Source organism: Arthrobacter sp. 'calajunan' (assembly GCF_046940185.1).
Lineage (GTDB): Bacteria > Actinomycetota > Actinomycetes > Actinomycetales > Micrococcaceae > Glutamicibacter > Glutamicibacter soli.
The window spans coordinates 103,425-126,142 of the sequence record NZ_JBKZDY010000003.1 but is presented as its reverse complement, the minus strand read 5'-3'; the positions used below and the strand labels follow the sequence as shown (position 1 = coordinate 126,142).

The window sequence follows — 22,718 nt, the reverse complement described above, 5'->3', positions numbered from 1 at the left end:
GGCAGGCACTTGCTTTGAGCGCTTGAGCCTTATGCGGCCGAAAACAGGAGAACACCACGATGCGCGTGTTCGAAGGTAGCGCTGTCCGCGGACAGGCCCACCGGCTTGTCCCGGATTGCGTCGGGTGCGGGATCCCCCACTCCCGGAAGGCGCCTGAATGAGCTCAACCAGCTCTGCCCCCAAGCTCGAACGCGGACTCTCCAATCGCCATATCCAGCTCATCGCAATCGGCGGCGCCATCGGCACCGGCCTGTTCATGGGCTCCGGCAAGACCATCGCCGTCGCCGGCCCCTCGGTCATCTTCGTGTACATGATCATCGGCTTCATGCTCTTCTTCGTCATGCGCGCCATGGGCGAGCTGCTGCTGAGCAACCTCAACTACAAGACCTTCGCCGACTTCGCCGGCGACCTGCTCGGCCCCTGGGCCGCCTTCTTCACAGGCTGGACCTACTGGTTCTGCTGGGTTGTCACCGGCATCGCGGATGTCGTGGCCATCGCGCACTACGTCGCCTTCTGGTGGGGCGACCTGCCCCTGTGGATCCCGGGCCTGGCCTGCATCGTCCTGCTGCTGGTGCTGAACCTGAGCACCGTGAAGGCCTTCGGCGAAACCGAATTCTGGTTCGCCCTGGTCAAGATCATCGCCATCGGTGCGCTGATCGTGGTGGGTCTGGCCATGGTCATCACTGGATTCCAGCACAACGGCATCAGCTCTTCCTTCTCCAACCTCTGGGCGCATGGAGGTATGTTCCCGAACGGCGCCATGGGCTTCGTGGCCGGCTTCCAGATCGCAGTGTTCGCCTTCGTGGGCATCGAACTGGTCGGCACCACCGCGGCCGAGACCAAGGACCCGGAGAAGACCCTGCCCAAGGCGATCAACTCGATCCCGCTGCGCATCCTGTTCTTCTACGTCGGCGCGCTGCTGGTGTTGATGATGGTCGAGCCGTGGACGCTGTTCTCCGCCGAGGAATCCCCGTTCGTCGGCATGTTTACCCTGGCCGGGCTGGCCGGCGCCGCGGGCATCATCAACTTCGTGGTGCTCACCTCCGCCACCTCCAGCGCCAACTCGGGCATCTACTCGACCTCGCGCATGCTGCGCGGCCTGGCATTGGAAGGCGACGCCCCGAAGAAGTTCGAGCGGCTCTCCTCCCGCAAGGTGCCGCGCAACGCGCTGATGTTCTCATGCATGTTCCTGCTGGCAGGCGTCGCGCTGCTCTACAGCGGCGACTCGGTGATGGCGGTGTTCACGCTGGTGACCACCATTTCAGCCCTCTGCTTCATGTTCGTCTGGTCGATCATCCTGCTCAGCTACCTGGCTTACCGGGCCCGCCGCCCGCAGCTGCATGACGCCAGCGCCTTCAAGATGCCCGGCGGACGGTTCATGCCGTACGTCGTGCTGGCATTCTTCGTCTTCATCCTGTGGGCGTTGACCACCCAGGCCGACACGCTGGTCGCGCTGATCGCCACCCCGCTCTGGTTCATCGGGCTGGGCATCGGCTACCTGGGGGTCCGCCGCGATCCGAAGCACGAGGCGCTGCGCCTGGCCCACGCCGGCAAGGTCGCCCACGAGCGCCGCGAGGCGGCCGCCTACCGCAGCACCGTGTCAGCCGGCGCAGCCCAGGCCGAGAAGGCCAAAGAAAGCATCGACAGCTAGCGCCTTTGGGCAACCATCGAGGGCCTCGCAACGTCACGGGATGACGGTGCGAGGCCCTTGGCGTCAGCACGGGAGAACAGGCCGGCGGCTACCGGCTCGCGGCCAGGTCTTCCAGCAGGAACTTCGCGCCGAGCTCACCGATCAGCACCGCCGGGGCGTTGGTGTTGCCGGTGGTGATGCGCGGCATAATGGACGCGTCGATGACCCGCAGGCCCTTCAGCCCGTTGAGCTTCAGCCGCGGATCCACCACCGCCTGCGCGTCGACGCCCATACGGCAGGTGCCCACCTGGTGGTGGTAGGTCACCACGTTGTTGCGGATGTAGTCCTCCAGCGCCGCGTCGTCCTGCACCTCGGCGCCCGGATAGACCTCCACCGCTCCCCAGTCCCCAGCCAGCGCCGGCTGCGCCATGATGTCGCGGCACTGCTTGATGGAGAACAGGAACGCGTCCATGTCCCGCCGGTCATCCAGCGCGTTGAGGTCGATGCGCACCGGGTCGTCCAGCGACGGCCCGGACAGCGTCAGCTCGCCGCGGCTGTGAGGGGCAATGATGCCCGAGTGCAGGGTGAATGCCGTGCCTTGAACCGGTTCCATGCCCGGCGAGTACATCGGCACGGAGAAGAAGATCGGCTGGGTGTCGGGCACGTCCAGATCCTCCCGCGACTTGGCGAACAGGTGGGTCTGCGACACCGAGATGCCGGTGCGCGGCGCCGGGATGTCCTTGGCAGTGGTCTGCCCGATCACCGGGGCCAGCAGGTGGTCGTGCAGGTTCTTGCCGACCTGCGGGGCATCCAGCAGCGGAGCGACGCCGGCGGCCTCCAACTCCGCCGAGGGGCCGATGCCCGAACGCAACAGGATCTGCGGGGAGCCCAGCGCGCCGGCGCTGAGCACCACCTCGTCCGCGCGCAGCTCGTGCAGCTGCCCGCCGCTGCGGTAGCGCACGCCCACCGCCGCGCCGTCCTCGACCAGCAGCGAGTGAACCTGTGCGCCGGTGATGATCCGCAGCTTGTCGCGCACCGGCTTCAGGTAGGCCTTCCAGGTGTTGATGCGTTCGCCGTCGACGATGTTCACCTGCTCCTGGGAGACGCCTTCCAGGGATTGGCCGTTGTAGTCCTGGTTGTGCTCGACGCCGGATTGCACTGCGGCCTGGATGATCGACTGGTGGATCTCGTCCAGCGGGTACTTGTCGACTACGGGCAGCAGGCCCGCGCCGCCGCGCAGCTCGCTGGCGCCTCCGGAGAAGTTCTCGATGTCCTTGTAAACCGGCAGGACGTTCTCCCAGGCCCAGTCGGGGCTGCTGACGCTGGCCCAGTGGTCGAAGTCCTGCGGGGCGCAGCGCACCCAGATGGTGGCGTTCAGCGCATGCGAGCCACCCATGACCTTGCCGCGCGGCAGGTGCATCGGCTTGCTGGCGGTGCCGTTCATGGGCGCGGTGTAGTAGTCCCAGTCGTCCTCGCTGTGCCACAGCTCCCCCATGCGCGAGAGGTCGTGGATGGCGGGGTTGGTGTCCTCGTTGCCTGCCTCGAACAAGGTGACGCTGGCTCCGGCGTCCACGAGCCGGCGCGCGACCACCGATCCGGCCGAACCTGCGCCTACGACAATGACGGTTTTGTTCTCCACAATTCCCCTTTTCTCCCGTGCAGGCCAGCGCCGATGTCGGCCCCAGGTGTTGGCCGTGTCACACATATCGAACCTAGTCTGCTACGGATTCGGGATTTAGGGATTGGCCTGCAGCGCACGCGGGTTGGCTTCCAGCGCAGGACGGGTCCCATGCTGGCAGTGCGCTGCAGGCCCTTTCCAGCGCGCCCAGCGGTGCGTACCGTGGAAGCAACTTCGAAAGAGGCGGCGGCAATGCGCAAGGTTACCTATTCAATGTCCATGTCCATGGACGGATTCATCACCGGTCCGGATGGCGGAATCGACTGGAGCGTTCCGGGTGACGACATCTACCAGGCCTCCATCGACGAGGCGAAGAATCTCGGTGTCCAGCTCATGGGGCGCAAGCTCTACGAGGTCATGCTGTACTGGGAGACCGCCGCGGACAACCCGGAAAGCACAAAGCTGGATCTGGACTGGATCGCACTGTGGAACCCTCTGCCCAAGGTCGTGTTCTCCCGCACGCTGAATGAAGTGCAGGGCAACGCCCGGCTGGCCACCAGGTCCCTGGGCGAGGAGATCCAGTCGCTGAAGGCGCAGGGAGGCGACACGGAGATCGCCATCGGCGGGGCGGACCTGGCCGCCCAGGCGGCGCGGCTGGGACTGATCGACGAATACCGGATCAACCTGTTCCCGATAGTGGTGGGCGGCGGGATTCCCTACTTCGCCCCGGGCCTCGCCCGCACCAATCTGGAACTGCTCTCCGCCCAGGAGCTCAGCGGCGGGGTCATGCGTCTGTGCTACGAGGTCAAGCGGTAGGAGCCGCGCACACCCGAGCGCCGGGAACTGCGCATGAAATACGTGCAGGGCGCGTCCGCGAACGGACGCGCCCTGCACGCAGTGCCAGACAAACGCTACTTCTTGCGTCGTGCCCTGACGACTTCGAGCACCTTTTCTTCGGCGTCGACACCAGCGGGGATGCCGCCGGGGACCTTGAAGAAGAACAGCGCGCCCATGGCCCACCAGATCGCGAAGATCAGCCACGGCTGCCAGGTCAGCTGCGCCGGCATGCCGGGCATGTAGAGGCTGAACAGGCCGAAGGTCAGCAGCACCGAGGCCCAGCCGATGACCTCGCCAAAGCGGCCTTCGCCGCCCACGCGCAGCGGGCGGTCCATCTGCGGTTCCCGGCGGCGCAGCAGCAGGAAGGTCACGGACACCAGGAAGTAGGCGATGATGATGCTCGGGGCACCCGAGTCCACCAGCCAGCCCAGCATGCGTTCGCCGAAGAACGGGGCAACCAGCGAGATGCCGCCGATGAACAGCAGCGCATTGTGCGGGGTCTTGTACTTCGGGTGCAGGCGGGCGAACCAGTCGGGCAGCATGCCGGAGCGGGCCAGCGAGAACACCAAACGGGACGCGCCCAGCAGCAGGGAGTTCCAGGAGGTCAGGATGCCCGCGATGCCGCCGGCGATCAGGATCTTGGCCATCAAATCCGAGTTGAACAGCGCGCCGAAGGCGTCGGCGGTGGCGATGTTGGCGTTCGCCAGATCCGCGGCCGGCATCGCCGAGGCGGTGGTCAGCACCACCATGACGTACCACAGGGTCGCCATGATGACAGCAATGACCACGAGCTTGCCGATCTGGCGCGAAGGGATCTTGACCTCTTCGGCGGACTGGGGGATCACGTCGAAGCCGATGAACAGGAACGGCACGGCCATCAGCACCGTGAAGAAGCCCTTCATGCCCGGGGTGAACCATGGCTCCATGTTGGCGGTTTCGCCGCCGGTGACCGAGCCGAAGATCATCAGCAGGCCGATGGCCAGCAGGAAGATCACGGTGAAGGTCTGGACCACGCCGGCCTGCTTCACGCCGCGGATGTTGATCCAGGTGATCAGGATGCCGGCCAGGACGCCGACCAGCGCCCAGGTCAGGTGGACCTCGAAACCTGCAATGGTCCACAGCGGGATCTGGCTCATGCCGGGGAAGATGTATTCAACGGTGCGCGGGAACGCCACGGCTTCGAAGGCCACGATCGTGACATAGCCGCCGGTGATCGCCCAGGAGCCGATGAAGGATGGACGCGGGCCAAGCGCACGCAGGATGAAGTTGTGCTCGCCGCCGGCCTTGGGCATGGAAGCGGTCAGCTCGGCGTAGGTCAGGCCGACCACGGCCATGATGCCGCCGCCGACCAGCACGGCGACGATGGTTCCCAGGGTTCCTGCGCTCGAAAGCCAGCCGCCGGTGAGGACCACCCAGCCGAATCCGATCATTGCGCCGAAGCCAAGGGCCAGGGCATCCCAGTTGCCCAGGGTCTTGGCCAGGGACACCTGTCCCGGATCCTTATTTGTACGTGTTGTGGACAACTTCGCCCCTTTCAGTCAAGCATGTGATGGCGTTGGAACACCGCCAAGAATCATCCCGTGACTGATACACTCCAATCGGCCGAAGTCACGGATTATTCGCCACCAAGCGACCAGCGGTAGAAAAGAATCGGTGAGCGGGCCGATGTATTGGCCATGGAACGACACCAGAATTGGCCAGCCGTCGATCTCATGAGAGAATATTCGTCACTCATTTGTACTCATCCTCAGTCGGGCCCGGCGCGCCGGCCCCGGACGGCGGCAGCAGCCGTGGTTTTCCGGCACCCGAATCCCGGTGCACCCGCTTCGTCCTGTGCAATGTCTGACACCTGTTGGCTTCCGGGGTGGACCCATGCCACGATGACCCGAAAAAGGGGTGCCGCGGCTCCTTGGAGCAGCGACATTGTTTTCGGAAGGATCGCCATGACGGAAACCGGGCCGTTGCCACGCGTGCAGGTGTGGCAATTGATGGACGAACTGCAGGATTGGGAACTGGGCGAAAGCTCGCTGGCTGTCAGCTATCGGTTCGACACAACCGCTACCGCGTTGGAATTCATCGCGGTCATCGGGCTGGCCGCCGAACAGCTCAACCATCACCCGACCGTCGACTGGCGCTACGAGTCCGTCCACGTGGGGATCTCGCTGCGCAGCGTCCACGGCATCGCGAAGCGGGACTTCGACCTGGCCGCCCGGATTTCCGAGGAAGCCGCAAAGCTGGAAGGGCTGGCGGTCGACGCCGCCTCCCGCTGACGGTTCGGGCTACAGCCGGGCGCTGCGCAGCTCGTCGACGCGAACCAGCACCACGCCGCCGACGATCAGCAGCCCGCCCAGCAGCTGCACCGGGCCGGGAAGCTCGGAGAGCAGCAGCCAGGCCCACAGCACCGCGAACAGCACCTCGGTCAGCGAGATGAAGCTGGCGACCTTCGAACCCAGCGCCCGCGCCGCCATCACGCCGGTGGTGTAGGAGAAGACCGTGGAGATCAGGATCAGGCCGATGAGCGCAAGCCACCACGGGGTCTCGTAGCCGGCGAATGAACCGGTGCCGGTGGAGAACTCCATGGGCAGGATGCCGAAGGCGGCCACCGCGACCATGGACAGGGCGCCGATCGCCATGCCTCCGGCGGAGAGCATGATCGGCGGCAGCGCTCCATCCACCCGGGCGCTGATGAAGAAGTACACGGTCAGCCCAACCGCCGCGCCCAGCCCCCACAAGACGCCGATCGGGTCGATGTCCGAAGTGCCGGTCAGGTCCAGCACCGCCACCAGGCCGCCCAGGGCGAGCAGGGTCCCGGCAATCGTGGCCACCGACGGGCGCTTCTTGTGGCGCACCCACAGCACCAGCACGATCAGCACCGGAGCCAGGTACTCCAGCAGCAGTGCCACGCCGACATCCAGCCGCTGCACCGCCAGGAAGTAGCACAACTGGCAGGCGCCCACGCCGAACAGGCCGAACAGCAAGATCGACACCCAGTTGGTGCGCAGCAGGGTCCAGCGGCCGCGCATGGCCAGCATGGCCGGGATCGCCAGCACCAGTGCCGCGCCCGCCATGCGCGCGGTCACCGCGGCGACCGGCGACCATCCAGCTTCGAAGAGCCCGCGGGCGAAAGTTCCGGAAATGCCGAACGCCGCCGAGGACGCCAGCGCAATCCAGACTCCGCGGGCGGAGTTGGAAACGCGCGGGGCAGCCGTGCGCAGGGCAGGGGAATCCAGCGGTTCCTCAGGGTGAGTCATCAAGTGTGCGGTGCCTTCAAAGAACTTCCGCCGGCTCGAAGTAGACCCGGCGGAGATGGGACATATGTTCCAGACGATACGGTTAGGCTTGAAGCACAGTCAATCCGCTAGCTCGTTCAGGACTGAATTATGACTTTTACGCCAGATATCGAAGCCTCGTTGAAGGTCATCGTGAACCTCTTAAACACCGAGGTGCAGATCGTTGACATGCTTTCCAGCGTGGCGGACCTGGACGAATTCCTGGACTCACAGCATTTCACCGCGGACCGCGCCCACAACCAGGCCGAGCTGCGTTCCATCCGGCAACTGCGCTCGCAGCTTAAGAGCATCTGGACGGCCTCCGAGGAAGAAGCGGTGTTCCGCGTCAACCAGATCCTGCGTACCGCTAACGCCCAGCCGCAGCTGATCAAGTCCCCGAAGCGCGGCTACAAGCTGCATGCGACCACCACGAGCAGCCCGCTCTACGACCGTTTCGCGGTGAATGCCGCCATGGCCTTGGCCGAGGTCATTCTCGCCGGCGGGCTGGAACGCCTGCGCATCTGCGCTTCCACCGACTGCAAGAACGCCTTGCTGGATCTCTCGCGGAACCGTTCAAAGCTGTACTGCGATGCGGGAAACTGCGCCAACCGGGAGCACGTGCGGGCCTACCGCGCCCGCAAGGCTTCCGTCGGCAAATAACTTCGAAATTTGGGGATCCCTATTCGCCTTTGGCGATGCCGAACTCTAAGATGAAGACATACCCGGCACGCCGAGTGTCATGTCGAAAGGACAGGTCATGACCGAAGAAACACATGCATCCTCCGGCTTCGAGGCACGTTTGGAAGCCGTCAAGACCGGCCCGTTGCGGGCCGCAGGACGCTGGGTCGTGGCCCTGGCCTCCGCCACCTTGGGCGACGCCGAATTCGAAGCCAATGAACCGCAGGTAGTTGTGCATTCCCGGTTGGATGATTCCGTGCTGCTCAGCCTGCATACCTCAAGCCTAGAGGAAGCCGAACGGCTGATCGTCCAGATCCGCGAGGACCTGGATTCGATGACCATCGAGGAGTTCAAGAACGAGTGGCTCCCGGCCAACGACGACCACTGATCGGCCCGGCCACGTCCTAGTGCTGGACGAGGATTCCGTCGATGTCGGCGTAGACCATGGCTCCGGGGCGGATCTTCACGTCCCCGATGCTGATGGTCTCGTCCACGGTGCCGTGGCCGCGCTTCACGGTCTTGCGCGGGTTGCTCCCGATCGCCTTGATGCCCAGCTGCAGGCCGGCCAGTTCGGCGCGGTCGCGCACTGCGCCGTGGATGATGATGCCCGCCCAGTCGTTCGCCTCGGCGTTCTTGGCGATCATGTCGCCCAGCAGCGCAAAACGCAGCGACCCTCCGCCGTCCACCACGAGCACCGCGCCGTTGCCCGGGAAGCTCAGGGTTTCCTTGATCAGCCCGTTGTCCTCATGGCATTTGATGGTGCGGGCCGGGCCGTGGAATGACAGCCTGCCGCCGAAATCCTGGAACTGGACAGAGATCGACTGCAGGTCGTCCCCGTGCTGGTCGTAGAGGTCTGCGGTGCTGACTGGATCTTGATGCATGGGGTCCTCCCGGGCAAGGAATCGTAGGTATCCGACACCTGACAGCCTAGCCGCAGTTGCCCCGAAGCGCGGGGGCGGCCCCTGCGTGTTACTTCAGGCGGTGTTCCGCCTTGTAGTCGACCTCGGTCAGTCCGCCGAGCCGCGAATGGCGGCGTCCGTAGGCCAGGTAGATCAGCGCGCCGATGAGCATCCAGATGCCGAAGACCACCCAGGTAATGCCGGCCAGGTTGAACATCAGGTAGAGGCAGGCCGCAATGCCCAGCAACGGAACCACCGGGTACAGAGGCACCCGGAAGGTGCGCGGGGCGTCCGGCTGGGTGCGGCGCAGGTACATGACCGAGACGCCCACCAGGGCGAAGGCGAACAGTGTGCCGATGCTGGTCGCTTCGGCCAGCTGGCCCAGCGGAATCAGCGCCGCGGTCACCGCGACCACCGAACCGGTCACCAGGGTGCCGACCACCGGGGTGCGGGTTTCGGCGGACACCTTGCCGAAGAAGCGCGGGATCAGCCCGTCGCGGGCCATGGACAGCAGGATGCGGGTCTGGCCGTAGAGCACGGTCAGCACCACCGAGACGATCGCGACCACCGAGGCGAGCGCGAAGAAGAACGCAAGCCACGGCCGGCCGGTGATCTCGGAGACGATCTGCACCAGGGCAGCTTCGGATTCGCCGAACCATTCCCAGTTGCGCGCGCCCACTGCGGCCACGGCCACCAGCACGTAGATGGCGGTCACCAGGGCCATGGCGATCAGGATGGCGCGCGGCAGGTCGCGCTGCGGGTTCTTCGCTTCCTCGCCTGCGGTGGAAGCGGCGTCGAAGCCGATGTAGGAGAAGAACACCATCGAGGCGGCGCCGCTGACACCGGCGATGCCCATGGGCAGCAGTGGTTCGAAGTTTCCCGAGTCGAAGGCGGTGAAGGCGACGATCACGAAGAAGATCAGGATAGCGATCTTGATCATCACCATGACGGTGTTGGCCAAGGCCGACTCGCGGGCGCCGCGCACCAGCAGGAAGGTCGCAAGCACGACAACCAGCAGGGCCGGCAGGTTGACCAGCCCGCCATCGGCTGCACCGGCGGAGAGGTAGTCGGGCAGGGACAGGCCGAAGATCTCCAGCGTCTGGTTGACGTAGGCTCCGGCGCCGACCGCGACCGCCGCGGCGGAGACCGCGTATTCGAGCACCAGGCACCAGCCGCAAATCCAGGCGATGCCCTCGCCGAGCGTCACGTAGGAATAGGAATAGCTGGATCCCGAGACCGGGACCATGCCTGCCATCTCAGCGTAGGACACGGCCGAGAGCAGTGCGGTGATCCCGGCGATCACGAATGCGATCCAGGTGGCAGGACCGGCCTTGGGCACCGCATCTCCCAGGATCACCAGGATGCCGGTGCCGAGGGTCGCTCCCACGGAGATCATGACCAGCTGGAAGACGCCAAAGGTGCGTTTGAGCTGACCCATGCCTGCGTTGTCCGCCGCGTCTCTGGTCATTGCGGCAATGGACTTGCGTCGCATCAACTGGCGCCCCAGTGGGGTGCCGTCTTCGGACGTGCTCTTGCTGGTACTGCTCACTTGATTCCTTAGTTAGTGCACTGCACGTGCGCCGGGGCACGCTCGGCTCCACCAAACGACAAAGCGCCGGGACTTCCTCAGACGGACAGTCCCAGCGCGTCGCGACGCTTGGTCAAGTTTATTATCAGTCTTTTTTAAACTTCTTGTCCGGGTTGGCCGAGGATCGATTCACCCCGGTGCCCTTGCCCAATTCCGGGTCGTTTTCCTTCGACGCCATGGTCAAGACGGAAATGACCAGCAGGCTGGCGACAAAGGCGATGCCGAAGCAGGCCAGTCCGACATCCAGTCGGATCTCGTTCTGCGATCCACCGGTCGAGGTGATCATGCCGACGCCGCCGGCGACGAGGGCCAAAATCAAAGAGAAGCTCAGCGGGCCCTTGATGGACTGGCTCCACGGCTGCTTCTTCTTCGGGTTGTTTCCCACCGGGAACTCCGTTTCTACTTTTGCTGAGGTCGTCAAGGCTAGTTGGTCCCGTTGGTGCCGGGATTCGAGGTGCCGCCGGTTTCCAGGCCGTCAGCGGCTTCGGGGGCTTTCATTTCATGTCGATGGCCGAAACCGGCGATCAGGACGAACACGGCGAGCACGATGGCGCCGCCGCCAATGACGCCGAACATTGCGTGGGCGTCCATGTTGAAACCAAAAATCGTCGCAGCGGCCAGAATCAATCCGACCACGCCGGTGACCAGCTGGTTGCGGAATGGCGGGAACTGGGCGCGCAGGGTGAAGAAGACGTACAGCTCGACCAGGCCGGTGACCAGGAAGGCGAAGGCGGCCAGGAGGCCGATCCACATGGTGGTGGTGGCGAAGATGGTGGCGATGCCTGCCATCAGCATCAAGCCGGCGCCCAACGCGTAGGGGCCGCGCGACTTCTCGGGAGCGCTGTCCACGGTGACGTACTGCCACATGAACACGCCGGTGACCACAAGGAACGCCGCCGTCGAGTAGGACAAGACCTTCTCGTCGGCGCCCACCCAGAAGATGGACAGCAGCGCGTAGATCGCCGCAGTCAGGCCACGCAGCAATACGGGGCGGAATACATCTTGGGCTTGAACTTGAGTGGTTTTTGGTGCTGGCACGCTTTCCATTCTACCGCCGATAGAACTATCCGCCACTTTGGCCGGGCTTAATCACACCGGCCCGCGAACCGTCCTTCCAGGGGGAGGTTCGCGGGCCGGCGACGCCGAGGCAATGCCCGCTAGCCGACGGTGGTGCGCCGGCGAATCAATTCGGGGGTGAGGTCCTTGATGCTTGCAGCTCCCATCAACTGCATGTTGACCTCTACTTCCTTGGCCAGCATCTCAATGGCGCGGGTGACACCCTGTTCGCCGCCGGCCATCAGGCCGTACAGGTAGGCGCGTCCGATGAGTACAAAATCCGCTCCGGCGCACAGGCTGGCCACGATATCGGCACCGGACATGATGCCGGAGTCCATGATGATCTCCATCTCCTCGCCGACTTCTGCGCGCACCTCGCCCAGGGCTTCGAAAGCGATCGGCGCCCGGTCCAGCTGGCGTCCGCCGTGGTTGGAAACAACCAGGCCGTCCGCGCCGGCGGCTTTCGCCTTGGCGGCGTCCTCGGTGGTGAGCACTCCCTTGACGAAGAGCTTGCCTTTCCACAGCTCGCGGATCCACTTCAGGTCCTCGAAGTCCAAGGAAGAGTCGAACATCGAGTTGATGATGGTCGGCAAGTCCGCCGAGGTATCGGACAGCGAGGCGAATTTCAGCGAATCGGTGGTCAGGAAGTTGAACCACCACTCCGGGCGGTAGGAGGCATCCAGCACGGTTTTCAGGGTCAGCTCCGGCGGAATCTTCATGCCGTTGCGGGTGTCGCGGAAGCGCTGCCCCGCCACCGGGGTGTCCACGGTGACCAGCAGGGTGTCGAATCCTTCGGCGGCGGCGCGCTCGACGAGCGCTTTCGACTTCTCGCGGTCCTTCCACAGGTAGAGCTGGAACCACTTGCGCCCCTCAGGGGCCGCCTGGGCGACCTCCTCGATGGAGCGGGTGCCCATGGTGGAGAGGCTGAAGGGGATCCCCGCCTTCATCGCCGCGCGCGAGCCACCGATTTCGCCTTCGGAGTGCATGAACCGAGTAAAGCCGGTCGGGGCGATGCCGAAGGGCAGGGCCGAGTGCCCGCCGGCGATGGTGGTGGACAGGTCCGAATGTGCGGTGCCGTGCAGGATGCGCGGCAGCAGTTCCACCGAGTCGAAGACCCGGCGTGCCCGGTCCGCGGTGATCTCACGACCGGCGGCGCCATCCACGTAGTCGAAGGCCGCGGTGGGCGTGCGGCGCTTGGCGATCTTGCGCAGGTCCCAGAGGTCGGCGGCCGCTGCCAAGCGGACCGCGCGGCGGTCGGTGGATGGAACCTTGAACCTCATCAGGCTCACCAGTTCACCCAGATCCGGCAGTTGGCGCTTGAGGTTTCCCATGTCGTTGTTCCTTAGGTAGTACTCGTGGTTGGCAATGGTGGCGCGCGGGCGCCAGCCTAGTACAGCTGGCGTTTGGCCGCGCGGGTCCCCAGGTAGATGGCGATGACCGAAGACAGGCAGCAGGCGGCCAGGTAGGTGGCGGGCAGGGTGATCGAGCCGTTGCCCAGTTCCAGCAGCGCCGCGGCGATCAGCGGGGAGAGCCCGGCAACCAGTGCCCCGTTCAGCTCACGGGCGATGGCGATGCCGGAGAAGCGCACCTTGACCGGGAAGAGTTCGGTCAGGAACGCGCCCTGCGCACCGGAGGTGCACGGGATGATCAAGGCGTAGCCGGCGGCCACGGCCAGTAGGCCGAGCACGAACTGGTCGGTTGAGAGCATCCAGAAGATCGGGAACGTCAGCAGCACACCGGAGATGTTGCCGGCCGCCAGCACCTTGGAGGCCCCGAAACGGTCGGCCAGCCAGCCGCCCACCGGGGTCAGCAGCACCGAGACCAGCGAGCCGAGGGTGACTGCCAGGAGTGCCGACGAGCGATCCATGCCGGAGGAGACCATCAGACTGATCGAGAAGACCGCGATGATGTAGTTGACCGCGTTGTGCCCGGTGATGGCGAAGAACCCGAGGACGACCCGCGGGGTGTGGGATTCGAAGACCTCGCGCACCGGCAGCTTGGCGCTGTCGGCGTTGGCCTTCGCCGCGGCCATGGTCTTGGCGTATTCAGGGGTTTCCTCGAGCTTGTTGCGGATGTAGATGGCCACCACGAACAGCAGGGCTGAGATCAGGAACGGGATGCGCCAGGCCCAGCCCAGCAGCACCTCTTCGCCGGGAAGCGACACCGCGAAGAAGCAGATGGTGGCCAGCGCGATGCCCAGCGGAGGGGTCGAGAGCACCAGCGAGGTGTAGAAGCCGCGCTTCTTCGGTTCGGCGTATTCGGCGACCAGCGTCATGGCGCCGGTCAGCTCTGCGCCCGCGCCGAATCCCTGCACCAGGCGGAAGAACACCAGCAGCCCCACGGCCCAGGCTCCCCAGGTCTGTGCAGTGGGCAGCAGCCCGATGCCCACGGTCGCGACGCCCATCAGGATGATCGACAGCAGCATCGCCGGGCGGCGCCCGTAGCGGTCGCCCAGGTGCCCGATGACCACACCGCCCAGCGGGCGGGCGACGAAGCCCACGGCGAAAGTGGCAAAGGCCGCAATGGACGCGGCGGATTCGCCGGCCCCGGAGAAGAAGAGCGGGCCGATCACCACGGAGGCGGCGGCGCCGTACAGCGCATAGTCGTACCACTCGATGGCGGTTCCGAACACCGAAGCGAAAAGCGCCCTGCGGCGGTTTCGCTGCGCCTGGGCGCTTCCAGCATGCTGAAGTGTGGTCACGGAAGTGGTCTCCTTCGTCCGGATTTCAAGTGTGAGATTCCTGAAATATATTTCAATCCAGACTAAGGTGTTCTCGGGATCAAAAGTGAACTGGATCCCAAACATTACAAAAAATTCCGGTCGCTGCGGGCACCGAGAAAAATGGGGACTCATGGCAGGTTCTATCTCCGAGCGACTGACCGTCACCTTGCGCGAGCGCATCAACAGCGGCGTCCTGGCTCCCGGATCCATGCTCATCGAACCCGCGCTCGCTCAGGAATTCAATGTCTCCAAGACCCCGGTGCGCGAATCGCTGCGCCAGCTGACCAGCGAGGGACTGCTGCAGATCCTGCCGAAGAAGGGCTATCTGGTCCGCGCCATCTCGATGAACGACGTCTACGAAGTGCTCGAAATGCGCCTGCTGCTCGAACCGCATGTGTGCAGCCAGGTGGCCCGGATGCACAGCGCCCAGTTGATCCAGAGCCTGCAGGGGCTCCTGGACGACCAGGAGCGGCTCGCGGTCAGCGACCCGATCGCCTCGATGCATGCCGCCCGGCTCTTCCACACCGAACTGACCCATGCGGCGCGTAACTCCCGGATCCTCGCGGCGCTGGACACCTGCTTCGCGCAGACAGCCCGCGCCCACTACGTCCTGCCGGCCATGCAGCCCTACATGTCCCAGTCGGAAGAAATCGCCGAGCACCGTGCGATCCTGGCCGCGCTGGCCCGGGCCGATGCCGACGGCGCGGCGCAGGCCATGCGCTCGCACCTGGCTTCGATCCGCTCCGCCATGTTGGGCCTGCCCAGATCTGAAACCGCGGGATCAGGCGCCCAGGCGCATCCATGCGGTGCCGCGCGAACGCACGAATAGCGTCACGCCGCGCGACGCCATGTAGCCCAGCGAGAAGGCGATCCAGATCCAGACCAGCGCGCTGTGCGGGTCTTGGGCAAAGCGGTGCACCGCCCAGAGCATCGGCGCGTAGACGGCGAGGTTCAGCGCGCCGACCAGTCCCAGGTAGCGGGCGTCCCCCGCGCCGATCAGCACGCCGTCCAGCACGAAGACCAGCCCGCACAAAGGCTGCGCGAGCGCCAGCACCCACAGCCCGACGGTGGTCAGCGACCGGATCTGCTCGTCTGCGGTGAAGACCATCGGGAACACCCATGAGGTCGCCAGCAGGAATACCCCGGTAGCGAGGCCGAAGTAGATGCCCCAACGGCTCATGATCCCGGTCAGCTTGCGCACCTGCTGCGCGTCCCCGCGGCCCAACTCCTTGCCGATCATCGCCTGCGCGGCGATGGCCAGCGCGTCCAGCGCGAAGGCCAGGAACGAGAAGACCGTGAAGACCAGCTGGTGGGCGGCCAGGGTCTGCTCCCCAGCACTGGTCGCCACCACCACGGTGAGCAGCAGCGCGGCGCGCATGGTCAGGTTGCGCAGCATCAGCCAGGAGCCGACCTGCCCGGTGGAGATGAAACCGGCCCAGCTCGGGGCCAGGGATACGTTCTCCCGGCGGATCCGCGGAATGATCATCCACAGGTACACCAGCGCCATGATCCACTGGGCGATCGAGGTGCCCAGCGCGGCTCCGGCCACGGACAGGCCCGCGCCGTAGACCAGGGCGAAGTTCAGCACGATGTTCAGGCCGAACCCCGCGGTGGCTACCACCAGCGGGGTTTTGGTGTCCTGCATGCCGCGCAGGATGCCGGTGGCCGCGAAGACCAGCAGCATGGCGGTCAGCCCGGGCAGCGAATAGCGGATGTAGTCGACGGCGAACTGCGCGGTCGCCCCTTCGGCGCCCATGCCGCGGACCACCGCCTCGGCGCCGAGATACCCGGCAATCGTCAGCAGCACACCCAGCGCAACGGCGAACCACATGCCGTCGCGGCCCGCGGCCATGGCCCGGGCCGGCTGCCCCGCACCGAGCGCCCGCGCCACGGCGGGGGTGGTGGCATAGGCCAGGAAAATCATCAGGCCCACCGCGGTTTGCAGCACCGTGGTGCCCAGCGCGGCGCCGGCCAGCTCGGCGACACCCAGGTGTCCCACGATGGCCGAGTCGGCAATCAGGAACAGCGGTTCGGCGATCAGCGCGCCCAAGGCGGGCACTGCCAGTGCCAGGATCTGGCGGGATATGCTGCGGTTGGGTTCAACGGGCGTAGGTGAGCTCACCTGCTCAACTCTACGAAGCCCCACCCCCAATCTCCATTCGACGTCGCCCCGGCGCACAAATGGCGCGGCACCGCTATTCCACTGGTGTCCGCCGCTGGGCATACTGGGGAGCATCAAACCCTGCACCCGGCGAAAGGCAACCCGGTGATCCGAGATCATCCAGCAACCGCTGCTTCCAGCGATTCCGCACCGCATTGGCAATGCGCAGGATGCGCCGTCGAGTTCCCGCCCGGTGCCAAGCCCACCGGCCAATGCCCCATCTGCGCCGATGAACGCCAGTACATCCCGGGCGGAACCCAGCGCTGGGTGAGCACCGAGGAACTCGTCGCGGCGGGCCGCGACCTGGAGTTCACCACGCTGGAACCGGGACTGACCGCGGTGACGGCGCCGGAGGTGGGTATCGGCCAGAGTGGCCTGCTGCTGGAAACGGCAGCGGGGTCGCTGCTTTTCGACGTCCCGGGAATCATCACCGACGAGGCGGTCCGGCGGATCTCGGAGCGCGGTCCGCTGCGGGCCATCGTCGCCAGCCACCCGCACATGTACGGGGTGCAGCAGCAGTACAGCCAAGCCCTGGGCGACCCGCCGATCTATGTGTCCCGCAAGGACGCCGGGTGGGTCCAGTATTCCTCGAACGCAGTTGTCGAATGGGACGAACCTTTCGAAGTGCTGCCTGGAGTCTGGCTGCACCAGGTCGGCGGGCACTTCCCCGGAAGCACGGTGGCCCTGTGGCCGGCGGGAGCCGGAGGCCGGGGCGTCCTGCTGGCGGGAGACGCGATTTTCCCCGTGGCCGATGGCAACGTGACGTTCCTGCGCAGCTACCCCAACCGCATCCCGCTTTCCGCCGCGGTGGTGCGCCGGCTGGCGGCCAAGGTCGGCGAGCTGGAGTTCGACCGGCTGTACAACAACTTCTCCAGCGTGGTGCCGCGCGATGCCCACCGCATCGTCCAGTTTTCAGCCGAACGCTACGCGCGCTGGGTTGGCGGGCACTTCGACCACCTGACCTGAGCGGGAAGAATTTTATATTCTTTTCATGGAATATAATGGATTCCTGCTGGTCAGCGCGATCTCGCGGGCCTCAGGAAGGAGGCCAGGAGCATTGCCGCCAGCTGCAGTCCGCCGACGCAGAGCACAACCAACGGCCAGCCGTGGCCCATGAATGGGATGCCGATCAGCCAGCCGAGCAGCGAGGATCCGATGTAGTAGAAGAGGTTGTACAGGCTGGCTGCCTGCGCTCGGGCCTGCGACGCGAGAACCGGCACCCAGCCGCTGGCCACCGCATGGGCGGCGAAGAAACCCGCGGTGAAGACCAGCAGCCCGGCGATGATCACGACCAGACTCCCGCTCAGCGTGGCGATCAGGCCGAGGACGCTGGTGAAGATGCTGCCCAGCAGGGTGTTTTTCCTGCCGAACTTGATGACCAGCTTCCCGCTGGCCACCGAGGTGTAGGTGCCGGAGAGATAGGCCAGGAACACCAGGGCGGCCAGCGAGGTTGGGATCAGGAACGGCGGGGCTTCAAGCCGGAATGCCAGGTAGTTGTACACGGCGACGAAGCCGCCCATGAGCAGGAAGCCCTGCGCGTAGAGCAGCACCATCCGTCCCCGCAGCGCTTGGGCGAACTTCGCTCCGATGGACCGCAGGTTCCGGTTGCGGATCGGTGTGAAGCCCCGGGCCGCGGGCGCCTTGGCCAGGAAGAAGAGTGTCGCCAGCGCAGCCATCAGGCTGACCGCCGCGACGCCCCAGCGCCACCCGGCAGGTTCGCCCGCGAATCCGGCCAGCAGGCGCCCGGCCAAGCCTCCGAGGGTCGTGCCGGAAATATAGGTGCCGCTGGCCACCGCCACGGTTTTCGCGCTGACCTCGTCCACCAGATAGGCCAGGGCGCTGCCGGGCACCCCGGCCAGCGCGATCCCTTCGAGGAAGCGGATGGCCACCAGCCACTGAAAGCTCGGAGCCGCGGAGCTGAGCAGCCCCAGGACCACCGAGGCCACCAACGCGATGGCGATGACCCTGCGGCGCCCGATGCCGTCGGAAATGATGGCCCAGGGGGTGACTGCCAGCGCAAGGCCGAGGGTCGCGGCCGAGACCGTGAGCGCCGCGTCCGAGGAGGAGACCGCAAAGTACTCGGCGATAACCGGGAGCAGCCCCTGCACCGCGTACAGCTGGGAGAAGGTGGCGACACCGCCGGCAAAGAGCGCCAGCAGCATGCCCCGATAGGCGGGGGTGCCGGGTTCGTGGCCGCTGAACACCTAGAGCTAGATTCCCTGCGGCAGCAGCGGGTAGACCAGGTAGACCATCAGCAACGCGATGGCGTTGTTGATGACATGCAGCATGTAGGAGTAGGCCATTGATTTCCCGGACAGGATATAGGCCACCGACATCATCACGCCCAGCATGATGTAGGGAAGGATCTCGGTCCAATTCCCGATGCCGGAACCGACGAAGTGGATGCTGGCGAAAGCCACCACGGAAATGACCGCGCAGACCCAGACATTGAGCTTGCGCGAGAGCTTGCCGATCAGCAGATGCCTGAACAGGTATTCCTCCACGAACGGACCGAACAGCGCCGTCACCACCAGCATGACCGGCAGCGGCACCGCGTTGGACATCTCTTCGAGCATCGCCTGGTTCTCGCTCGTGGCCATCTGTCCTACGAACAGCGAGACGATCGCGGTGGAGAAGATGGTGATGATCCAGCCTCCGGGCAGCATCAGCCACTTGGCCCACGGGTAGTACCGCATGGTCTTGAACGAGTCGAAGAACTGCGGCCCGCACTGGATCATCGCCAGCACGAAGAATGACACGTAGAGGATCAGGTTGATGCCGAAGAGCGCCTGCTGCTCGGTTTCGAAGGCGCCGATGTAGCCGGGGATCAGCCCGATCAGGCTCGCCCCGCCGAGCACGAAGAACACGATGTAGGCCAGCACGGTGAACAGATCGCCGCGGGTGAACCGCCCTGCGTCGAATACACGCTGTCTGCGTCGGGGAACAACAGGATAGTTCGGGTAGTCAGGCAGCTGGTGCATGTTTCCTAGCCTATCCGCCCCTGCTGTGGATCCGCAGTGTTCGAGCAGGCCGCCGTGATCCCGATAGGCCGCGGATGGCACGTCCGAGCCATCAGGAATCCACGCAGGCACGTGCGAATGAGCTCGTGCCCACCGAAGAGTTCCGAAGAATCAGGACCCTACCCTTGGCGCGTCATTTGGCTAGAATCTAAGAAGCCTGCGTTGCAGGAGAGATCACTGTTATCGAGGTCCATGAAAACCAGCTCCTCCCGTTTCGAGGTTTCGGTGCTTCTTGGCACCCAAACACTCTTCAATATCGGTTTCTACGCAGTAGTTCCCTTTCTCGCGGTAGTTCTGGCCAAGGACTTCTTGCTTGCCTCTGCCGCGGTAGGGCTGATTCTCGGTATCAGGACCTTTGCCCAGCAAGGCCTCTTTTTAGCCGGCGGCAGCCTCGCGGACCGCTTCGGCGCCCGGATCATGATTTTGATTGGCTGCGCGGTGCGCGCTTCGGGCTTCCTCATGTTGGCGGCTTCCCTCTGGGGTAGCAGCCCAATACTCTGGCTGTTCATCCTGGGGACCTTGTGCACCGGATTCGGCGGGGCACTTTTCTCCCCGGGTCTGAATATTCTGGTGGCGAATGCCCAGAAGGCACTCGATCAGCAGCGGGCCGCCGAAGCCAAACGCGCTACGCTCTTTGCCTGGTTGAGCATCACCGGCGAAATAGGCGCCGTCACCGGACCGCTGGTCGGTGCCGCTCTGTGGGGATGGGGTTTTTCGACGGTTGCCGGTTTTGGATCTGCCTTTTTTGTCGCCATCGGCATCTTCCTTGCCGTGGCCCTGCGCAAGCCGGCAACCACCGACGTCCCGAACCAATCCGCCAATTATGTCCCCGTGCCGCCTCCTCGCAGCGGAAGCCTGCGGCAGTGCCTCAAGGACCGGAGGTTCCTGGCATTCTGCGGACTGCACGCGGCAGACCTTCTGGCCTACAATCAGCTCTACCTCGCCATCCCGCTCGAGCTCGAACGGCTGAATCATCCGGCCCAGTGGCTGGGGGTGCTCTTCGCGTGGATTTCCATCCTGACCTTGGCCCTCCAGCTTCCAGTTTCATGGGTTGCCGCTCGCATCGGCGCCGAGGCCACCTTGCGCTGCGGATATTTGCTCAGCGCCTTGGGATTCGGCGTGCTCGCATTTGTTCCAGCCTCGGCCTTCGAACCAGACGCGGGGTTGCTGCGGATTCTCTGTGCCATCACCTTGCTGACGTTGGGGCATATGAGCGTGCATCCGACAGCGCTCTCGCTGGTTCCCCAATTTGCCGGCGAACGGCCGACCGGTTCCTACTTCGGATTGCTCGCCAGCTGCGGAGGTCTGGCGGTGCTGCTGGGAAATGTCCTCATCGGATGGTTGGCGACCCAGGCAGGCCAGCTGGTAGTGCCAGGCTTCCTGCCGTGGATGGTGCTGATCCTGCCTTTGCTGCTGGCTTCCTGGCGGGCCGCCGGCATTGCCCGCGGCGTGGGCACAGCGCCAGACAGGACGTGAACTGCAGCACACTTGGTCAACGGTGTACAGAACTTCCAAATTCCATAGCAACTCCCCCCTACTCAATGTGATTTTTGAGCGAACCCGTGATGGAAGCATGTTTTCCCAGGAGCCTCGCTCGCGGTCACACCGCCAAATATTCCAGGCGATTAGGATACGCTTACCAAGGCTCTATTGCATTAGAAGCTAATTCATCACGTAATGCCGAAGGACTTCCATGAACCTTGGACGACTGAGCGCAACCGCAGTATTTGCGGCTACTGCCCTCGCCTTGACTGCCTGCAGCGCTTCCACCCCGAGCCCTACTTCGGCACCGTCTGTGGACCGAGAGGCCCGCGCGGTGGTAGCTAATTTCCGGGCCCCGGTTTCGAACTGGGCCTTGGAAAGCGATGACGCCTATGTGCTTTCCATCGCCGGCTGCTTGGAGACCTTGGTCAAGTACGACTCCACCACGCAAAATATCGAGCCGATGCTCGCGGAGTCATGGAAGCAGTCCTCGGACACCGCCTGGGATTTCACCCTGCGTCAGAACGTCAAGTTCCAAGATGGCACCGCCCTGGACGCCAAGGCCGCTGCCGCTTCGCTGAACCACGTGCTCAAGGCGACCGCTCCGGCCCGTGCCGTCAATCCCAAGACCATCTCCAAGGTGAGTGCAGTTGACGCCGACACCCTGCGCGTCACCACCCCTGCCGCCGATCCGCTGCTGCCCTACCGCATGGCCAGTGTGAACGCCGGCATTCTGGCGCCTGCGGCCTACGGTGCCGACGGCATCGACCCCTTCGGCCACTGCACCGGCCCGTTCATCCCAGTCTCCGAAAAGGCCGGGCAGTCCCTGAGCCTGGACCGCAACGAGAACTACTGGGGCGGTGACGTCCAGCTCGCCGGCGGCGAAATGCGCTACATCACCGAAGGTCCTACCCGCGCCACCCAGGTGCAGACCGGCGAGGCAGACATCTCCATGTCCATCCCCGCCACCAGCCTGGCCACCCTCGAAGCCGACAACTCGGTGAAGGTGCTCAAGGCCGATTCCCCGCGCACCGCAACCCTCTACCTGAACAACTCGCGGGCGCCTTTCGACAACTTGAAGCTGCGCCAGGCCGCCACCATGGCGCTGGATCTGCCGGCCATCGCCGCCAGCGTCTACGAAGGCGCCGCGCAGCCAGCCACCGGCCCCTTTGCTCCGAGCGAGAGCTGGGCCAACCCGGACCTGCAGGTTCCGCAGGTGAATCTCGAAGAGGCCAAGAAGCTGGTGGCCGACTCCGGCTACCAGCAGGACAAGCCGCTGGAAATCATCGCCATCACCGAGCGCGCGGAGTTCGCAGCGGTGGGCGCCATCATCCAGGAGCAGTTCAAGCAGATTGGCCTGCAGGCAAATGTTGTCACGAAATCCTACGGCTCGGTGGAGCCCGAGGTGCTGGCAGGCAACTACGACATGATCCTCAGCCAGCGCAACCGCATGATCGACATTGCCGATCCCATCGGCTTCCTGCAGTCCGACTACACCTGCGACGGCGGCTACAACCTGAGCCACTACTGCAACAAGGACTTCGACGCACTGATCGAGAAGGCGCTGCCGGAAACCGACCAGGCCACGCGCCATGATCTCTACCGCCAGGCAGGCGACGTCCTGGCCGCGGACGCAGCCAATGTCTGGCTGGTCAACGAGCAGGCCATCGACGCGCTCGGCAGCACCGTTCAGGGGTACGTCCAGGACCCGCTGACCCGATACGTGCTGACCAAGGACCTGGCGAAGACCAAGTAAAT

General features: G+C 64.9%; 21 protein-coding genes. 9 read left to right on the top strand and 12 right to left on the bottom strand.

Going from position 1 to position 22,718, the window contains the following annotated elements; translation table 11 throughout:
• Positions 1-157: 157 nt before the first annotated feature.
• Positions 158-1,651 carry a D-serine/D-alanine/glycine transporter gene (gene cycA, locus RF641_RS05425; RefSeq protein WP_424572723.1) on the top strand — a complete coding sequence of 498 codons (1,494 nt, stop codon included), beginning with the start codon at positions 158-160 and terminating at the stop codon, positions 1,649-1,651.
• Positions 1,652-1,739: 88 nt separating this feature from the next.
• Here cycA and RF641_RS05420 read toward each other — a convergent pair whose 3' ends face one another.
• On the bottom strand, positions 1,740-3,269 hold the full coding sequence (locus tag RF641_RS05420) for a GMC family oxidoreductase (protein WP_424572722.1): 1,530 nt from the start codon (positions 3,267-3,269) through the stop codon (positions 1,740-1,742).
• Between the two features lie 231 nt (positions 3,270-3,500).
• Here RF641_RS05420 and RF641_RS05415 point away from each other — a divergent pair, with 231 nt between their 5' ends.
• Entirely contained in the window at positions 3,501-4,064 is a 564-nt protein-coding gene (locus RF641_RS05415; protein WP_424572721.1) for a dihydrofolate reductase family protein, read from the top strand.
• A 95-nt stretch (positions 4,065-4,159) separates the two neighbouring features.
• Here RF641_RS05415 and RF641_RS05410 read toward each other — a convergent pair whose 3' ends face one another.
• The gene (locus RF641_RS05410; RefSeq protein ID WP_047120234.1) at positions 4,160-5,608 is read right to left on the bottom strand and encodes an APC family permease; all 1,449 of its coding nucleotides are present in this window, start codon (positions 5,606-5,608) and stop codon (positions 4,160-4,162) included.
• A gap of 420 nt (positions 5,609-6,028) precedes the next feature.
• Between RF641_RS05410 and RF641_RS05405 the strand changes: the two genes are divergently transcribed.
• Complete coding sequence (locus RF641_RS05405) at positions 6,029-6,355, top strand: 4a-hydroxytetrahydrobiopterin dehydratase (RefSeq protein WP_053798906.1); 327 nt, start codon at positions 6,029-6,031, stop codon at positions 6,353-6,355.
• Between the two features lie 9 nt (positions 6,356-6,364).
• On the opposite strand, the gene RF641_RS05400 is transcribed toward RF641_RS05405, so the two are convergent.
• Positions 6,365-7,336 carry an EamA family transporter gene (locus RF641_RS05400; protein ID WP_052772512.1) on the bottom strand — a complete coding sequence of 324 codons (972 nt, stop codon included), beginning with the start codon at positions 7,334-7,336 and terminating at the stop codon, positions 6,365-6,367.
• 129 nt (positions 7,337-7,465) lie between these two features.
• Here RF641_RS05400 and RF641_RS05395 point away from each other — a divergent pair, with 129 nt between their 5' ends.
• The gene (locus RF641_RS05395) at positions 7,466-8,014 is read left to right on the top strand and encodes a CGNR zinc finger domain-containing protein (protein WP_424572720.1); all 549 of its coding nucleotides are present in this window, start codon (positions 7,466-7,468) and stop codon (positions 8,012-8,014) included.
• Between the two features lie 97 nt (positions 8,015-8,111).
• Positions 8,112-8,420 (top strand): hypothetical protein, encoded by a 309-nt coding sequence (locus RF641_RS05390; RefSeq protein ID WP_146955966.1) that lies wholly within the window; start codon positions 8,112-8,114, stop codon positions 8,418-8,420.
• Between the two features lie 16 nt (positions 8,421-8,436).
• Here RF641_RS05390 and rraA read toward each other — a convergent pair whose 3' ends face one another.
• The 6 genes from rraA to RF641_RS05360 form a co-directional block, all read right to left on the bottom strand.
• Complete coding sequence (gene rraA / locus RF641_RS05385) at positions 8,437-8,913, bottom strand: ribonuclease E activity regulator RraA (RefSeq protein ID WP_047120237.1); 477 nt, start codon at positions 8,911-8,913, stop codon at positions 8,437-8,439.
• Positions 8,914-9,001: 88 nt separating this feature from the next.
• Complete coding sequence (locus RF641_RS05380; protein WP_047120946.1) at positions 9,002-10,423, bottom strand: amino acid permease; 1,422 nt, start codon at positions 10,421-10,423, stop codon at positions 9,002-9,004.
• 181 nt (positions 10,424-10,604) lie between these two features.
• Positions 10,605-10,904: a hypothetical protein gene (locus RF641_RS05375; protein ID WP_047120238.1), complete on the bottom strand. Its 300-nt coding sequence runs from the start codon at positions 10,902-10,904 to the stop codon at positions 10,605-10,607.
• A gap of 38 nt (positions 10,905-10,942) precedes the next feature.
• The gene (locus RF641_RS05370) at positions 10,943-11,557 is read right to left on the bottom strand and encodes an HdeD family acid-resistance protein (RefSeq protein ID WP_424572719.1); all 615 of its coding nucleotides are present in this window, start codon (positions 11,555-11,557) and stop codon (positions 10,943-10,945) included.
• Between the two features lie 119 nt (positions 11,558-11,676).
• Positions 11,677-12,906 (bottom strand): alpha-hydroxy acid oxidase, encoded by a 1,230-nt coding sequence (locus tag RF641_RS05365; RefSeq protein WP_161448805.1) that lies wholly within the window; start codon positions 12,904-12,906, stop codon positions 11,677-11,679.
• A 56-nt stretch (positions 12,907-12,962) separates the two neighbouring features.
• Positions 12,963-14,276 (bottom strand): MFS transporter, encoded by a 1,314-nt coding sequence (locus RF641_RS05360; protein ID WP_424572718.1) that lies wholly within the window; start codon positions 14,274-14,276, stop codon positions 12,963-12,965.
• Positions 14,277-14,427: 151 nt separating this feature from the next.
• Here RF641_RS05360 and RF641_RS05355 point away from each other — a divergent pair, with 151 nt between their 5' ends.
• Positions 14,428-15,126 carry a GntR family transcriptional regulator gene (locus tag RF641_RS05355; protein ID WP_120991204.1) on the top strand — a complete coding sequence of 233 codons (699 nt, stop codon included), beginning with the start codon at positions 14,428-14,430 and terminating at the stop codon, positions 15,124-15,126.
• Here the strand turns inward: RF641_RS05355 and RF641_RS05350 are convergent.
• A complete protein-coding gene (locus RF641_RS05350; RefSeq protein ID WP_424572717.1) occupies positions 15,079-16,419 on the bottom strand; it encodes an MATE family efflux transporter in 1,341 nt (446 codons plus the stop codon). The genes RF641_RS05355 and RF641_RS05350 overlap by 48 nt on opposite strands.
• A 144-nt stretch (positions 16,420-16,563) precedes the next feature.
• On the opposite strand from RF641_RS05350, the gene RF641_RS05345 reads away from it, so the two are divergent.
• Entirely contained in the window at positions 16,564-17,424 is an 861-nt protein-coding gene (locus RF641_RS05345) for a hydrolase (protein WP_244910851.1), read from the top strand.
• A 50-nt stretch (positions 17,425-17,474) separates the two neighbouring features.
• Here RF641_RS05345 and RF641_RS05340 read toward each other — a convergent pair whose 3' ends face one another.
• Complete coding sequence (locus tag RF641_RS05340; RefSeq protein WP_424572716.1) at positions 17,475-18,662, bottom strand: MFS transporter; 1,188 nt, start codon at positions 18,660-18,662, stop codon at positions 17,475-17,477.
• A gap of 6 nt (positions 18,663-18,668) precedes the next feature.
• Complete coding sequence (locus RF641_RS05335) at positions 18,669-19,439, bottom strand: CPBP family intramembrane glutamic endopeptidase (protein ID WP_047120245.1); 771 nt, start codon at positions 19,437-19,439, stop codon at positions 18,669-18,671.
• A gap of 231 nt (positions 19,440-19,670) precedes the next feature.
• On the opposite strand from RF641_RS05335, the gene RF641_RS05330 reads away from it, so the two are divergent.
• Complete coding sequence (locus RF641_RS05330) at positions 19,671-20,954, top strand: MFS transporter (RefSeq protein ID WP_053798911.1); 1,284 nt, start codon at positions 19,671-19,673, stop codon at positions 20,952-20,954.
• A 379-nt stretch (positions 20,955-21,333) separates the two neighbouring features.
• Entirely contained in the window at positions 21,334-22,716 is a 1,383-nt protein-coding gene (locus tag RF641_RS05325) for an ABC transporter substrate-binding protein (RefSeq protein ID WP_424572715.1), read from the top strand.
• Positions 22,717-22,718: the final 2 nt, after the last annotated feature.

Excerpts from the sequence above, each read along its gene's own strand:
- RF641_RS05400 (WP_052772512.1), bottom strand. The coding sequence starts at position 7,336 with ATGACTCACCCTGAGGAACCGCTGGATTCCCCTGCCCTGCGCACGGCT.
- RF641_RS05390 (WP_146955966.1), top strand. The coding sequence starts at position 8,112 with ATGACCGAAGAAACACATGCATCCTCCGGCTTCGAGGCACGTTTGGAA.
- RF641_RS05380 (WP_047120946.1), bottom strand. The coding sequence starts at position 10,423 with ATGCGACGCAAGTCCATTGCCGCAATGACCAGAGACGCGGCGGACAAC.
- RF641_RS05415 (WP_424572721.1), top strand. The coding sequence starts at position 3,501 with ATGCGCAAGGTTACCTATTCAATGTCCATGTCCATGGACGGATTCATC.
- RF641_RS05365 (WP_161448805.1), bottom strand. The coding sequence starts at position 12,906 with ATGGGAAACCTCAAGCGCCAACTGCCGGATCTGGGTGAACTGGTGAGC.
- cycA (WP_424572723.1), top strand. The coding sequence starts at position 158 with ATGAGCTCAACCAGCTCTGCCCCCAAGCTCGAACGCGGACTCTCCAAT.
- RF641_RS05330 (WP_053798911.1), top strand. The coding sequence starts at position 19,671 with ATGAAAACCAGCTCCTCCCGTTTCGAGGTTTCGGTGCTTCTTGGCACC.
- rraA (WP_047120237.1), bottom strand. The coding sequence starts at position 8,913 with ATGCATCAAGATCCAGTCAGCACCGCAGACCTCTACGACCAGCACGGG.
- RF641_RS05405 (WP_053798906.1), top strand. The coding sequence starts at position 6,029 with ATGACGGAAACCGGGCCGTTGCCACGCGTGCAGGTGTGGCAATTGATG.
- RF641_RS05355 (WP_120991204.1), top strand. The coding sequence starts at position 14,428 with ATGGCAGGTTCTATCTCCGAGCGACTGACCGTCACCTTGCGCGAGCGC.
- RF641_RS05395 (WP_424572720.1), top strand. The coding sequence starts at position 7,466 with ATGACTTTTACGCCAGATATCGAAGCCTCGTTGAAGGTCATCGTGAAC.
- RF641_RS05335 (WP_047120245.1), bottom strand. The coding sequence starts at position 19,439 with ATGCACCAGCTGCCTGACTACCCGAACTATCCTGTTGTTCCCCGACGC.